13 protein-coding genes are annotated in these 14,881 nt (G+C 57.8%); all 13 read left to right on the top strand.

The window, feature by feature from the left end:
- Positions 1-27 precede the first annotated feature (27 nt).
- The 13 genes from leuB (at position 28) to ACXAE6_RS15495 (ending at position 14,829) form a co-directional block, all read left to right on the top strand.
- On the top strand, positions 28-1,104 hold the full coding sequence (gene leuB / locus ACXAE6_RS15555) for a 3-isopropylmalate dehydrogenase (protein ID WP_475150582.1): 1,077 nt from the start codon (positions 28-30) through the stop codon (positions 1,102-1,104).
- Between the two features lie 115 nt (positions 1,105-1,219).
- Positions 1,220-2,332 carry an aspartate-semialdehyde dehydrogenase gene (gene asd / locus ACXAE6_RS15550; protein WP_475150579.1) on the top strand — a complete coding sequence of 371 codons (1,113 nt, stop codon included), beginning with the start codon at positions 1,220-1,222 and terminating at the stop codon, positions 2,330-2,332.
- Between the two features lie 319 nt (positions 2,333-2,651).
- Complete coding sequence (locus ACXAE6_RS15545) at positions 2,652-5,030, top strand: motility hub landmark protein FimV (RefSeq protein ID WP_475150574.1); 2,379 nt, start codon at positions 2,652-2,654, stop codon at positions 5,028-5,030.
- A 92-nt stretch (positions 5,031-5,122) separates the two neighbouring features.
- Positions 5,123-5,968 (top strand): tRNA pseudouridine(38-40) synthase TruA, encoded by an 846-nt coding sequence (truA, locus tag ACXAE6_RS15540; protein WP_475150572.1) that lies wholly within the window; start codon positions 5,123-5,125, stop codon positions 5,966-5,968.
- A gap of 79 nt (positions 5,969-6,047) precedes the next feature.
- Positions 6,048-6,686 carry a phosphoribosylanthranilate isomerase gene (locus ACXAE6_RS15535; protein WP_475150568.1) on the top strand — a complete coding sequence of 213 codons (639 nt, stop codon included), beginning with the start codon at positions 6,048-6,050 and terminating at the stop codon, positions 6,684-6,686.
- Entirely contained in the window at positions 6,683-7,906 is a 1,224-nt protein-coding gene (gene trpB, locus ACXAE6_RS15530; protein WP_475150562.1) for a tryptophan synthase subunit beta, read from the top strand. The genes ACXAE6_RS15535 and trpB overlap by 4 nt, the downstream gene beginning before the upstream one ends.
- A 10-nt stretch (positions 7,907-7,916) precedes the next feature.
- Positions 7,917-8,726, top strand: coding sequence for a tryptophan synthase subunit alpha (gene trpA, locus ACXAE6_RS15525; protein ID WP_475150557.1), 810 nt, complete (start codon positions 7,917-7,919; stop codon positions 8,724-8,726).
- A gap of 33 nt (positions 8,727-8,759) precedes the next feature.
- Complete coding sequence (gene accD, locus ACXAE6_RS15520) at positions 8,760-9,629, top strand: acetyl-CoA carboxylase, carboxyltransferase subunit beta (protein ID WP_392800667.1); 870 nt, start codon at positions 8,760-8,762, stop codon at positions 9,627-9,629.
- Entirely contained in the window at positions 9,613-10,863 is a 1,251-nt protein-coding gene (folC, locus tag ACXAE6_RS15515; protein ID WP_475150551.1) for a bifunctional tetrahydrofolate synthase/dihydrofolate synthase, read from the top strand. The genes accD and folC overlap by 17 nt, the downstream gene beginning before the upstream one ends.
- A gap of 11 nt (positions 10,864-10,874) precedes the next feature.
- On the top strand, positions 10,875-11,465 hold the full coding sequence (locus ACXAE6_RS15510) for an SPOR domain-containing protein (protein ID WP_475150544.1): 591 nt from the start codon (positions 10,875-10,877) through the stop codon (positions 11,463-11,465).
- A gap of 110 nt (positions 11,466-11,575) precedes the next feature.
- Positions 11,576-12,067, top strand: a complete 492-nt coding sequence (locus tag ACXAE6_RS15505; protein ID WP_475150540.1) for a CvpA family protein — start codon at positions 11,576-11,578, stop codon at positions 12,065-12,067.
- Positions 12,068-12,070: 3 nt separating this feature from the next.
- Positions 12,071-13,591, top strand: coding sequence for an amidophosphoribosyltransferase (gene purF, locus ACXAE6_RS15500; RefSeq protein ID WP_475150535.1), 1,521 nt, complete (start codon positions 12,071-12,073; stop codon positions 13,589-13,591).
- A gap of 41 nt (positions 13,592-13,632) precedes the next feature.
- Positions 13,633-14,829: an O-succinylhomoserine sulfhydrylase gene (locus ACXAE6_RS15495; RefSeq protein ID WP_475150532.1), complete on the top strand. Its 1,197-nt coding sequence runs from the start codon at positions 13,633-13,635 to the stop codon at positions 14,827-14,829.
- Positions 14,830-14,881 lie beyond the last annotated feature (52 nt).

The raw sequence follows: 14,881 nt of genomic DNA, 5'->3' as shown, positions 1-14,881 counted from the left end.
GTTTGATAAAAAATCAGAGAGAGCAAGATGACAGTACAGAACGTTTTGATCCTGCCGGGTGACGGCATCGGTCCGGAAATCATCGAACAGGCCGAGCGCGTACTGACCACTGTGGCTGACAAAGAAGGTCTGGCGATCGAGCTGGATCACGCCCTGGTCGGCGGCAGCGCCATCGACGCCACCGGTGGTCCGCTGCCGGAAGACACACTGAGCAAGGCCAAAGCCGCCGATGCGGTTCTGCTCGGCGCCGTCGGTGGCCCGAAATGGGACGGCCTGGAAATGGCCAAACGCCCGGAAAAAGGTTTGCTGGGTTTGCGTTCCGAGCTGGGTCTGTTCGGCAACCTGCGCCCGGCGATTCTGTATCCGCAGCTGGCCAGCGCCTCGACGCTGAAGCCGGAAGTGGTGTCCGGTCTCGATCTGCTGATCGTGCGTGAGTTGACTGGCGGCATTTATTTCGGCGAGCCACGCGGTGAGCACATCAACGCCAATGGCGAACGTGAAGGCTTCAACACCTACCGCTACGCCGAGTCGGAAATCCGCCGCATCGGCCGCGTTGCGTTTGAAGCCGCGCGCAAGCGTGATAAGCGGCTGTGCTCGGTCGACAAGGCCAACGTCCTTGAAGTGACCGTGCTGTGGCGCAATATCATGAACGATCTGGCCAAGGAGTACCCGGACGTCGAGTTGTCGCATATGTACGTCGACAACGCCGCCATGCAGTTGGTGCGGGCGCCCAAGCAGTTCGATGTGATGGTGACCGGCAACATGTTCGGCGACATCCTGTCCGACTGCGCCGCCATGCTGACCGGTTCCATCGGCATGCTGCCCTCGGCTTCACTGAACGAAGCTGGTCAGGGTATGTACGAGCCGATTCACGGCAGCGCGCCGGACATCGCCGGCAGCGGCAAGGCGAACCCGCTGGCGACCATTCTGTCGGTTGCCATGATGCTGCGCTATTCGCTCAATGCACCGGCTGCGGCCGAGCGTGTTGAGGCAGCGGTCAGCCGGGTACTGGATCAGGGGTTGCGCACCGCCGATATTGCTGGTGAGTCCGACAACTCTGTTTCTACCCGGGCGATGGGCGACGCTGTCGTCGCCGCGCTCTAAGTCGGCCAAGGCCCGGATGAGCCGGGCCACGGGTACTGCAAAAAATGCACACCCGCAACGAACGCCAGCTCCCCGCAGCAAGACGGGGTGACTGACCACAGAAGAAGAGGTGAATATGAAAGTCGGTATCGTCGGATGGCGAGGAATGGTTGGCTCCGTGCTGATGCAACGCATGCAGGACGAGGGTGATTTCAGCGGCATCGAACCGGTTTTTTTCAGCACCAGCCAGGCCGGACAAGCGGCCCCGGACGTTGGCCAAGGCCCGTCCGAATTGCAGGATGCCAATAATCTTGACGCGCTGGCATCCTGCGATGCCATCGTTACCTGCCAAGGCGGCGACTACACCGAAGCCGTTTACCAGCCGCTGCGGGACACCGGCTGGAGCGGTTACTGGATCGATGCTGCGTCCACGCTGCGCATGGCCGATGACTCCATCATCGTGCTCGACCCAGTCAACCGTAATGTCATCGACAAGGGCATCGACAGCGGTGTTAAAACCTACGTCGGTGGCAACTGCACCGTCAGCCTGATGCTGATGGGTCTCGGCGGTCTATTCCGCGAGAACCTGGTCGAGTGGGCCTCGCCACACACCTATCAGGCGGCTTCCGGTTCCGGTGCGCGTCATATGCGTGAACTGCTGGCGCAGATGGGCGCGGTGCACGGCGTTGCCAGCCAGTACCTCGATGACCCGGCCTCGGCGATTCTGGAACTCGACCGAACCGTTGCCGACTTTATTCGCAGCGATGCTTATCCGTCGGAACAGTTTGGTGCGCCTTTGGCCGGCAGCCTGATCCCCTGGATCGACAAGGCGCTGCCGTCGGGTCAGAGCAAAGAAGAGTGGAAAGCCCAGGTCGAGGCCAACAAGATTCTTGGCCGTGGCGATAACCCGGTACCCATCGATGGCACCTGCGTACGCGTCGGCTCTATGCGTTCGCACAGCCAGGCGATGACCATCAAGCTGAACCGTGATGTGCCACTCGATGAAATCGAATCTATCATCGCCAGCTCCAACGACTGGGTTAAAGTCATTCCCAACGAACGTGAGTTGAGTATGGCGGAACTGACCCCGGCCAAAGTTACCGGCACCATGAATGTTCCAGTCGGTCGGCTGCGTAAAATGGCCATGGGTGGTGAATACCTCAACGCCTTTACCGTTGGCGATCAGCTACTCTGGGGTGCGGCCGAGCCATTGCGTCGCGTACTGGCCATTCTTAATGGCCGGCTGTGATCGCTAACTGATTGATTTTATTTATAAATTAATCATTTAAAGAAGAAAAGGGCGGCCACTGCGGTCGCCCTTTTTGCTGGGTTTGATTAAACCGGGCCGCAACCCGCGCCAGCCGGGGCGTCTGTTGCGAAAAAGTCGTTTATCCATAATACTTGGCGCGGTTTTAGACGCGTTCTAAATACGGATTCAATTGCGATAATCGAATCGCAAAAATCCCGTTGTCGATTTAAGTACCCGATGACTCTTTGAGCCCAGACTTGTTCAAATAATCGGTACCGGTCGAGCATTGATTTCAGGGCTAAGGGATAGAGGAAGGATGATGTTCAAGAAACAGGCGCTCGCGTTTGTGGCAGCGCTGGCTTTGGTGGGTGGCGCCCAGGCTTTAGGATTGGGTGACATTGAACTGAACTCCAATCTGAACGAACCGCTGGATGCCCGTATCGAGTTGCTCGAACCGAGCGACCTCAGTGCCAACGAAATCCTTCCGACTCTGGCCAGCCGACTTGCCTTTGAGCAAGCCGGTGTTGAGCGCGATTTCTTTCTGTCCAATATCCGTTTTGATGTACAGCCTGCTTCCGATGGTGGCCTAGTTATCCAGCTGAGTACCACTCAGGCGGTACGCGAACCCTTTCTGAATTTTCTGGTTGAAGTGAATTGGCCGGGCGGTCGCCTGCTCAAGGAATATACCTTGCTGCTCGACCCGCCGTTGTTCGATACCGAGGCGCAAGATCAGCCGCGCAGCGTTGCACCTGCGACGACGGCCAGTCAGCCACAGCCGGCGGCACCGGCCACACCGCCAGCGCCGCGTCAGTATCAGGTCCAGCGTGACGATACGCTGTGGGAAATTGCGCTGCGTATTGAGGCCGGCCGTGGCTATATGCCGCAGCAAATTATGTTGGCGATTCAGGACCTCAACCCGAACGCCTTTATCAACAACAACATTAACCGCATTAAGGCTGGAGAAGTTCTGACGCTGCCGAACGAAGCACAGATTGCGGCTCGCTCGACGCAACTGGCCATCAATCAGGTTGGCCAGCAGAACGTCCAGATCGGTCTGAGTGAGAACGGCCGGCAGCCGGCGCAGGTGCAGTTGTCGGCAACCGAATCGACCAGCTCTGCCTTACCTCAGGGTGACGGTGAGCGTGACCCGGATGGTTATCTGGAAGTCACCAACGAAGACGATACCGAGGGCAGCAGTGCCGGTGGCGATATCTCCAGCGACAGCGAAGTCGAACGTCTGGAGAATGAACTGGCCATCGCCGGCGAATTGAACGATCAGTTCGAGCGTGAAAACCAGGCCATGGAAGCGCGCCTGGCTGAGTTGGAAGAGCAACTGGCCATCATGCAGCGCATGCTGAACCTGCAGGATGGCGATGCCGCAGCCTTGCAATCTGAATTGGCGGAGCTGGACGAAGCCGAGACCGAGGCAGAAGCCGACGAGGAGCAATCCGGCTGGCTGGATTGGGCCACCATCAAAGAGCAATACGGCATTCTGTGGCAGGAATTCCTCGACTTTATCGACAGTGCCGTCGACTGGGTCATGGACAGCCAGCGCAATATGATCATTGCTGGCGTCGCGGCGGCAGTCTTGTTGTCCTTGCCATTTTTTATCCTTGGCCTGGTGCGTCGTTCCGGTGACGACAGCGTCGACTTCCCGGATGACGATCTCGATGACGGCGATGATTTGTTGGCGGATGACGACGAAGATGCCGTCAGCGAAGCCATTCGCGAAGCCGAAATGTACATGGCGTATCACAACTACGAACGCGCCGAAGAAGTGCTGCAGCCTTGGTTATATGACGCCCCCGAGCGTAGCGATCTGGGCCTGAAACTGTTGGAAGTTTACGCCGCCAGTGACGACATTGACGCCTTCGACGATCTGTCCGAGCGTCTGCCGCTGACGGCCGATGAACGCGAGCTGGCCGAGTCGTTGCGTGAGCGCATGACCAGCACCGATTTTGATGATGACTTTGATATTTCGCCCGACTCCGTGGACGAAATACCGGTGACCGACAGTGACTTCGAGGTGCTGGAGTCCGAACCACAAGTCGCCGACACCGACGACGATGACGATCTGAACGAGCTGTCGGCCGATTTGCCGGTCGAGGATCTGGATGCTGTCCCGACCCGCTCAGCCGATGAGGCAGAGCTCGATGCCGAAGAAACGTCCGATTTCGAACTCGGCCTGGATGAACTGGACGGCGTCGATGAGCTGGAAGAAGAAGCCGGTACCGGTCTGGATTTCGAACTGAGCGATCTGGGTTTGGAAGCCGAAGAAGAAGACGACTTGATATCGCCAGAGTCAGCATCCGAATCGATTGACAACGATCTCGACGATAACCTGGATGAGAATGTCGAGTCGATTCAGGACGAGTTGGACAGCGATGAACCGCCGATGCTGGATGACGACGAGACCGATTTCGACCTGGACTCTGTTGACCTCAGCGGCCCGGCGGACTCTTCACTGCCAGATTGGGATGACGACGACGAAGTCGCTCTTCCGGCCGGCGCTGAACTGGAAGAAGACGAGTACGACTTCCTGTCCGGCGCGGACGAAGCCAGCACCAAGCTCGATCTGGCACGCGCCTATATGGAAATGGAGGATGCCGACGGCGCCCGTGACATCCTCGAAGAAGTCCTGACCGAAGGCAACGACGAGCAAAAACGTCAGGCTCAGGAATTGATTGAGCGACTCTAAACCTGACCGTCTGTTTCCGTTAGAATGCGCCGCTCTTTGGAGCGGCGTTTTTATTGGTGAGCCGCTCCTTTGCCAGCCGGACCGGAGTTCCGATGAGTGAAATTTTTCCCTTTCTGAATGCAGACCACCGCTACCGTGTCGCCATGGGTGTGGAATATCGTGGCACCGATTATTACGGCTGGCAGATTCAGAAATCCGGCGTGCCCACGGTGCAGGGAGCCCTGACCGAGGCCATTTCCAGCGTCGCCAATCACCCGGTCGACTTAATCGTCGCCGGCCGGACCGATGCCGGTGTGCACGCCAGTAATCAGGTGATTCATTTCGACACATCCAGCCTACGCAAAGAGTACGGCTGGACTGTCGGTACCAATACCCGACTGCCACGTGACATCAGCGTGCAGTGGGCCAAAATTGTCGACACTGCTTTTCATGCGCGCTTTGCCGCGCGCGAACGCGCCTATCGTTTTGTCGTTTATAACGCCCCCATTCCCAGCGGTATTTTGCGCGACGGCATGACCTGGGAACGGCAGCCGCTGGATATCGAACGCATGCGTCAGGCGGCGCAATTACTGATCGGCGAACACGACTTTTCGGCCTTTCGGGCATCCGAATGCCAGGCCAAATCGCCGGTTAAAGAGGTGCGTGAATTAACGCTGGTGCAGCAAGGTCGATTGATTGTGTTGCAGGCTCGGGCCAATGGGTTTTTGCATCATATGGTGCGCAACATCATGGGCGTCCTGCTGGCGATCGGCCGTGGCGATCAGCCGGTCGAGTGGGCGCAGCAGGTGCTGGAAACGCGCGACCGCAATCAAGGGGGTGTCACCGCGCCGGGTGCGGGTCTGTATTTTGTACGCGCCAATTACGACCGTGATGATTTACCCAGGCCCGAAGCAGGCCCGGCTTTTCTCGATGGTTTTCCTGGCCTGGATTCCGTCTAAGCGTGATATTGCTGCGATTGCGGCTTGGGCCGTCTGGGGCGCTTTGATACACTCTGTGGTCCTGAAGGCGGAACTCTCTATGCGCACCCGTATCAAACTTTGTGGCCTGAAACAGATTGCCGAGGTTGAACTGGCCGACAGCCTGGGTGCCGACGCCATTGGTCTGGTGTTTTATCCGCCCAGTCCGCGTGCTGTTTCCGCCGCCGAAGCCGCGCCACTGGCCACTGCCGCCGGTGCCTTCTGCACCCGTGTCGGCCTCTTTGTAAACCCCAGTGTTGCAGACGTCGAAGCCGTTCTGGCTCGGGTGCCGCTCGATGTGTTGCAATTTCACGGCGATGAAACGCCGGACTTCTGTGCCTCCTTTGGCCGTGCCTGGATGAAAGCCTTGCGCGTGCGCGATGCTCAGCAACTGGCGGCCGATCTGGAAAGCTACAGCGCTGCCAACTCCTTATTGCTCGACGCCTATAAAGCCGGCGAACCGGGTGGCACTGGTGAAACCTTTAACTGGAATCTGATCCCTGAGCGATGGCGAAGCCGTATTATTCTGGCCGGTGGTCTAACCCCGGCTAATGTGGCGCAGGCGGTGCAACAGGTGCAGCCGCTGGGGGTCGATGTCAGTGGTGGCATCGAAGCCAGCAAAGGCATCAAGTCCGCCGAAAAAATGACCGAATTTGTCCGTCAGGTTCGCCTGGCCGACTCGCAGAGAGACATCGCATGAGCAAGCAACAAGATAAGCCAACTGATTTTCACAGCTTCCCGGATGCCACCGGCCACTTTGGCCCTTTCGGTGGCCGTTTCGCGTCTGAGACCTTGATGGACGCCCTGGACGAACTGTCCGCCATGTACACCAAACTGAAGGACGATCCGGACTTCCGCGCCGAATTCGATAACGACCTGGCGCACTATGTCGGCCGTCCATCACCGCTCTATTTTGCCGAGCGTTTGACGCAGAAATGGGGTGGGGCGGATATCTATTTGAAGCGCGAAGATTTGAACCACACCGGCGCGCATAAGGTGAACAACACCATCGGCCAGGCGCTGCTCGCCAAATACAGCGGCAAGCCGCGCGTTATCGCCGAGACTGGTGCCGGCCAGCATGGCGTGGCGACGGCCACCGTCGCCGCCCGTTTGGGGTTGGAATGTGTCGTCTATATGGGCGCCGAAGATGTCGAGCGGCAAAAGCTCAATGTCTACCGCATGCGCATGCTGGGCGCGACGGTCGTTCCGGTCACCTCCGGCACTCAGACGCTGAAAGATGCCATGAACGAAGCCATGCGCGACTGGGTCACCAATGTCGACAATACTTACTACATCATCGGCACCGTCGCCGGCCCGCATCCTTATCCGACGCTGGTACGTGATTTCAACTCGGTTATCGGCCGCGAAGCGCGTCGCCAGATTCAGGAGCAGACCGGTGCTTTGCCCGATGCCCTGGTTGCCTGTGTCGGCGGCGGCTCCAACGCCATTGGTCTGTTCTGGGAGTTTCTTAACGATGAAGGCGTTGATATCTACGGTGTCGAAGCCGGCGGTCGTGGTTTGTCCGGTAACGAGCACGCAGCGCCTTTGACCAAAGGTCGCCCCGGTGTATTGCATGGCAACCGCACCTACATCATGGCCGATGATGATGGTCAGATCATTGGCACCCATTCGGTCTCGGCCGGTCTGGATTATCCGGGTGTAGGTCCTGAACACGCCTGGTTGAAAGATTCCGGCCGTGCTCAGTACGTCACCGCCAGCGACGACGAAGCGCTCGAGGCGTTCCGCGAACTGACGCGTGTCGAAGGCATTATGCCCGCGCTGGAATCATCGCACGCTGTTGCCTACGCCAAGAAGCTGGCGCCACAACTGGGCAAGGGCAAACGCATCATCGTTAACCTGTCCGGTCGCGGTGACAAAGACATTCACACCGTCGCCGGCATTGACGGCCTGACGATCTGAGGACACTGATATGAGTCGTATTGCTGCTACCTTTGATCGTCTTAACAGTGAGGGCCGCAAGGCCCTGATTCCCTTTGTCACCGCCGGCGATCCGCGCCCGGAAGTAACCCTGCCATTGATGCATGCGCTGGTCGCTGCCGGCGCAGACATCATTGAATTGGGCATGCCATTTTCCGATCCCATGGCCGATGGGCCGGCTATTCAATTGGCCAATGAACGCGCGCTGGCCAGCGGCATGACGCTGCGCAAAACGCTGGATATTGTTGCTAAGTTTCGCCAGACCAACGCCGACACCCCGGTGGTGTTGATGGGCTACCTCAACCCGGTCGAGTGGATGGGTTATGAAACCTTTGTCGGTCGCGCCGCTGAAGCCGGCGTCGACGGTCTGTTGATGGTCGATATGCCGCCGGAAGAGGGCGGTGGTCTGGTGCCTTATGCCAAGGCCGCAGGTTTAGATCTGATTTATCTGGTCACACCAACCACCACTCATGACCGCTTTAACGCCATCGTCGAGCGCGCCAGCGGCTGGATCTACTATGTATCACTGAAAGGCATCACCGGCGCCAATACGCTGAACGTCGACGAAGTGGAACAAAAGCTCGACTGGATGCGCGAGCACACCGACCTGCCCATCTGTGTCGGTTTCGGCATCAGCAATGGTGAGATTGCAGCGCGGGTGGCTAAGGTATCGAGCGGTGTGATTGTCGGTTCGGCGCTGGTTCGTATCGTCGAAGCACAGCAATCACAGAGCGCCGATGAAATTTCTTCACAAGTGTCTCAGTTACTGGGCGATATGCGTTCTGCAATGGATCGCCCATAATGAGGCCATCTGGCATTTGAGGAAGAGGCAAGCATGAGTAGCTGGCTGGACAAAATCGTTCCGTCTTTGATTCGTTCATCATCTGGTCCGAACGCGAAATCCAACATCCCGGAAGGGCTGTGGAAGAAGTGTCCGAAGTGTGCGGCTGTACTGTACCGGCCCGAACTGGAACGCAATCAGGACGTCTGTCCCAAGTGCGAACACCATATGCGCATCAGCGCCCGTCGCCGCATCGACTTGTTCCTGGACGAAAATGGTCAAATGGAACTGGCCAGCGATGTGAAACCGGTCGATCGTCTGAAGTTCAAAGACGGCAAGCGTTATAAAGATCGTCTGGCCGGCGCTCAGAAGAGCACCGGTGAGAACGATGCGCTGGTTACTGTTAAAGGTACTGTCGAAGGTCTGCCGATTGTTGTCGCTGCCTTCGACTTCAACTTTATGGGCGGCTCCATGGGCTCGGTGGTCGGCGAGAAATTCGCTCAGGCCGCCAAAGCCGCGCTGGAAGAAAAGATTCCTTTCATCTGTTTCGCCACCTCGGGCGGCGCGCGCATGCAGGAAGCTTTGTTCTCTTTGATGCAGATGGCGAAAACCTCTGCGGCCATCGAAAAATTGCACGAAGCGGGCGTTCCTTACGTCTCGGTAATGCTGGACCCTTGCTTTGGCGGTGTGTCTGCGTCGCTGGCGCTGTTGGGTGACGTCAATATCGCCGAACCCAATGCGTTGATCGGTTTTGCCGGCCCGCGTGTGATTGAACAAACCGTTCGTGAGCAGTTGCCGGAAGGCTTCCAGCGTTCTGAATTCCTGATGGAAAAAGGCGCCATCGACCTGATTCTGCATCGTCACGAAATGCGCGAACGCATCGCCCGTTTGTTGCGTATGCTGACCCATGCCAAAGCCGCCTGAGGGAGCCAGCCTCAGTCTCTGGCTCGACTATCTTGAGCATTTGCACGGCCAGACCATCGACCTTGGTCTGGACCGTGTTCGTCAGGTCGCAGACCGACTGAACCTGCCGCTGATCAGTGGCGAGCGCCAACGTCCCTTCGTGTTTACCGTCGCCGGCACCAATGGCAAGGGCTCCACCTGTGCGACCTTGCATCAGTTGGCCCTGGCCGCCGATCTGAGCGTCGGCCTCTATACCTCTCCGCATTTGCATCGCTTCAATGAACGCGTGGTCATTGATCAGAATCCCGTCGACGATGCCGAGCTTATCGAGGCGTTCGAGCAGGTTGAAGCGGCCCGTGGCGATGTCAGCCTGACCTATTTTGAATTCACCACTCTGGCGGCGTTTGTATTGTTTAACGCCGCTGATCTGGATGTCTGGGTGTTGGAAATTGGTCTGGGCGGTCGCTTGGACGCGGTCAATCTGGTCGATGCCGACATCAGTATTCTGACCACCGTCGATCGTGATCATCAGGCCTTTTTAGGCGATGACATCGAACAGATCGGCCGTGAAAAGTCTGGCGTATTCCGCGCCAATCAGCCCGCTGTTCTGGGTTCGGACGAACTGCCAATTTCGGTACAGGAAACTGCCTTGAGTGTCGGCGCGCGGCTCTATCCGTTCGGCACTGAGCATGGCGCTAATGACGCCGGTATCTGGTGGCGCGGTGGTCGCTTGGCCGAGAACCGTTTGCTGGCGAGCGTGCCGCGTGCCAATCAGGCGTCGGCGCTGCAGGCCTTTGCGTTGTCGCCTTTTGAATTGTCACTGAACCAGATTGAATCGGCGATTAATGCCGTGGTGTTACCGGGTCGCTTGCAAAGCCTCACCATTGAAGGCCGCCGTCTGGTGCTGGACGTTGGTCATAACCCGCACGCAGCGCGTTATCTGGCGCGGCAATTGGCCGGTGAATCCTGGTCGGTGGTGCTGGGAATGCTGGCCGACAAAGACGTTGAAAGTGTGTCCCAGGCGCTTGAACCCATTGTCGGTCGCTGGTATCTGGCGGGGCTGGCGGTGCCGCGCGGCTTGTCCGCCGAGAGCCTGGCGGTGCGGGCGACAGCCGGGGTGGGGCAGTGCTATCATTCGGTCGCTGCCGCAATCGAGGCAGCTCTGGAAGAACCGTCCGGTCGGCCGGTTCTGGTCTGTGGTTCCTTTTATACGGTGGCCGAAGCTCTGGAAGCCTTGGTCACCTTTGATCCTTAGTGGAGTTGGGCTTGGACGTTCGCATTCAGCAACGCCTGGTAGGTGGTTTAGTGATCCTGGCTTTGATCTTTTTGATCGCGCCGGTTGTGCTCGATGGCGAAGGTCGTTTGCCGGAAAAAATCACCCAGATTCCACCCAAGCCCAAACGTCCTGATCTGTCTCATCTGCAAATTGAACCGGTAACGGATACGACCGTCGAGGTCACTGCCTTGCCGGACGAGGTGCCGGAGCCTGCGATTGCTGTTGTCGAAACTCAGCAGCCGGCAGCCGTCGAAGCGCCCGCTGAACCGCAAAGCACGGCACCGGCCGATGAGCCTGGGTCCCAACCCGAACAACCCAGTGTGGCTGTTGCGCCAGGCGAACGGGCCTGGAGTGTTCAGGTGGCCAGCTTCCGCGACAGCGCTAAAGCGGCTGCCTTGCGGGATCAACTGCGTGACCAGGGTTTCCAGACCTACGTCAACGAAGTCATCCTGTCGGACGGTACGCTCTTTACTCAGGTATTGGTCGGTCCGGAAACTGATATCGACAGCGTCCAGGCGCTCAAGGCCGAGATCAAGCAAAAAGTCGAGCTGCAAGGCTTGGTGGTTCGCTACGAACCCTGACCGTTTGGTCCACTGATAATGCCGACAGTATGCCGACAGTGACCGGGACAAGGCCGTCCGGGCTCTGTTAGAATGCGCGCTTCTTCAACCGGGTCACAGTATCGTCATCTATGATCGCCATCGATTGGATCATTCTTCTCATTCTGCTCGTCTCTTCACTGATCAGCATCAAGCGCGGGTTTACCCGTGAAGCTTTGTCGCTGGCCACCTGGATTATTGCTTTGGTTATTGCGCGTTTGTTCAGCGATAACCTGGCGGTGCTGCTCGGTGGGCTGATCGAATCACCCGCCTGGCGTTACACCGTCGCCTTCGTGATGCTCTTTATTGCAACCTTGGTGGTCGGCGCGCTGATAAATCATCTGCTGGGCGAGTTTGTTCGCCTCACCGGCCTGACCGGAACTGATCGTGCTCTGGGCGTCGTCTTTGGCTTGTTGCGTGGTCTGGTGATCGTCGTCGCAATCCTGGCCCTGGGTCGTTTGTTTGCCTTGGATCAGTTCTGGCAGGACTCAGCACTGGTTCCCTATTTCGAGCCGGTTATCAAGTGGACCGGCGAGTACATCAACAAGGCATCGGACGCCATTCTCTCCGTCGGAGGAGCCTAATCCATGTGTGGCATTGTTGGGATAGTTAGTGATACCGCGGTCAATCAGCGCCTCTACGACGCCTTGACCGTCCTGCAGCACCGTGGCCAGGATGCCGCCGGCATTGTCACCGAAGATGCCGGTCGTTTTTATCTGCGCAAAAGCAATGGCCTGGTGCGCGACGTGTTCCGCTCCAGCCATATGCAACGCCTCAGCGGCACGACTGGCATTGGTCATGTGCGTTACCCGACTGCCGGCTCCTCCAGCACCTCCGAAAGTCAGCCGTTTTATGTGAACTCGCCGTACGGCATCGTGCTGGCGCACAACGGCAACCTGACCAATTCGGCGGAACTGAACTCGGCGCTGTACCGCTCCGATCTGCGTCATGTGAACACCACTTCCGATTCCGAAGTGCTGCTCAACGTTTTCGCCCACGAGCTGCAACTGCAGGGCAAACTGCAACCGGAAGCGGACGATATCTTCAACGCCGTGTCAGCAGTACATCGTCGCTGCCGGGGTGCCTATGCGGCGGTCTCGATGATTTCCGGCTACGGCATGGTCGCCTTCCGCGATCCTTATGGCATTCGCCCGCTGGTCATCGGTGAGCGCACCAGCGAAGCCGGTAACACCGAATATATGGTCGCCTCAGAAAGCGTCGCTTTGGATGTTCTCGGTTTTAAACTGATTCGCGACGTCGAACCGGGTGAAGCGGTTTATATCGATGCGGCTGGTCAGTTGCATCTGCGCCAGTGCGCGGAGAATCCGTCACTGGTGCCGTGCATGTTCGAGTATGTGTATTTCGCCCGGCCGGATTCCATCATCGATGGTATTTCGGTCTATAAAGCGCGCATGCGCATGGGCGATGCGCTGGCCGATAAAATCGAACGCGAATGGCCCAACAATGACATTGACGTGGTGATTCCGATTCCCGATACCAGCCGTACCTCGGCGCTGCAGCTGGCGAATCGACTGGGTGTCGATTTCCGCGAAGGCTTTATGAAAAACCGCTACATCGGTCGTACCTTCATCATGCCCGGTCAGCAGCAGCGGCGGAAATCGGTGCGCCAGAAGCTGAACGCTATCGGTCTGGAATTTAAAGACAAAAATGTGCTGCTGGTCGACGACTCCATTGTCCGCGGCACCACCTGTAACGAAATCATCGAGATGGCGCGTGACGCGGGCGCCAACAAGGTTTATTTCGCCTCTGCAGCGCCGGAAGTGCGTTACCCCAATGTCTACGGTATCGATATGCCGGCGGCGAAAGAACTGATAGCGCACGGCCGCAGCAACGAAGAAATCCGTGAGTTGATTGGCGCTGACAAACTGATCTATCAGGATCTCGACGATTTGCGCGCAGCGGTACAAACCCATAAAGCCAGTGTGCGTCGTTTTGATTGCTCAGTGTTCAACGGCGAATACATCACCGGCGATATTGACGCGGCATACCTGAGCGATCTGGAAGCGGCGCGTAACGATCTGAGTCAGACTAAAAAGCGTGAGAAAGACGATGAATCCGCGCTCGTCGATCTGCATAATGACGACTGAGCAGCGGCGTTATTATTGACGCTACGAACCGAGGGCAGGGCATGAACGACGAACGCACCCAGGCATTGCAACAGGCACGACCGGCGACCCGCGCGGTACGCGGTGGTCAGCGACGCAGCGATGAAATGGAGCACGCCGAAGCCCTGTACATGACCTCGTCCTACGTCTTCGACGATGCCGCCAGCATGGCCGACACCTTCTCTGGTGAGCGCGAAGGCAATGTCTACAGCCGCTACACCAACCCCACGGTGCGCACCTTTGAAGAGCGTCTGGCTTTGCTCGAAGGCGGCGAAGCGGCGGTCGGTACCAGTTCCGGCATGGCGGCTATTTTTTCGACCTGCATGGCGTTTTTGCAAAGCGGCGATGCCGTGGTGTCGTCGCGTTCCATCTTTGGCTCGACCAATGTGGTGTTTAATAAATATCTGGGCAAGTTCGGTGTCAGTACCACCTATGTTGATCCCAAAGATCTGAGCGCCTGGCGCGATGCCATCACCGACAAGACCAAGCTGTTGTTTGTCGAAACTCCGTCGAATCCGCTATCGGAAGTTGCTGACATTCGTGCCTTGGCGGAACTGGCACACAGCGTTGGCGCCTTGCTGGTGGTCGATAACTGCTTCTGCACCCCGGCGTTGCAACAGCCGTTGGCGCTGGGTGCTGATTTGGTGGTGCATTCGGCCACCAAGTTTATCGACGGTCAGGGCCGCGCACTCGGTGGCGCCGTTGTCGGTCGCAAGGTGGAAATCGATGAGATCGTCGGTTTTCTGCGCAGCGCCGGCCCCAGTATGAGCCCGTTCAACGCCTGGGTTTTCCTCAAAGGTCTGGAAACCCTCAGCATCCGCATGGCGCAGCACTGCGCCAACGCTCAAGCGCTGGCTGAATGGCTTGAAGCCCAGCCACAAATTGAGCGGGTGCATTTTTTAGGTTTGCCCAGCCATCCGCAACATGAGCTGGCGCGGGAACAACAAAGTGGCTTCGGTGGCGTGGTCAGCTTTGTCGTTAAAGGCGGTCAGGAAGCTGCCTGGAAGGTGATTGATGCCACTCGCATTGTGTCGATCACCGCCAACCTGGGTGATACCAAAACCACCATCACTCATCCTTATACCACCACTCATGGACGGGTCAGCGATGACGAAAAAATGGCCGCTGGTATTGTTCCGGGGCTGATTCGTGTCGCCGTCGGGTTGGAAGATGTGCTCGATATACAAGACGATCTGATGCGCGGGTTGCAACAGCTCTAGTCAACCTGCTTTTGACGTTCAGCCCGTAGGTCTCGGCCGATCGGTGCTCTTG

The organism is Saccharospirillum sp. ABV4_185 (genome assembly GCF_056159245.1).
Note: the sequence above shows the minus strand (reverse complement) of the source record. Positions and strands in the feature narration are given on the sequence as shown.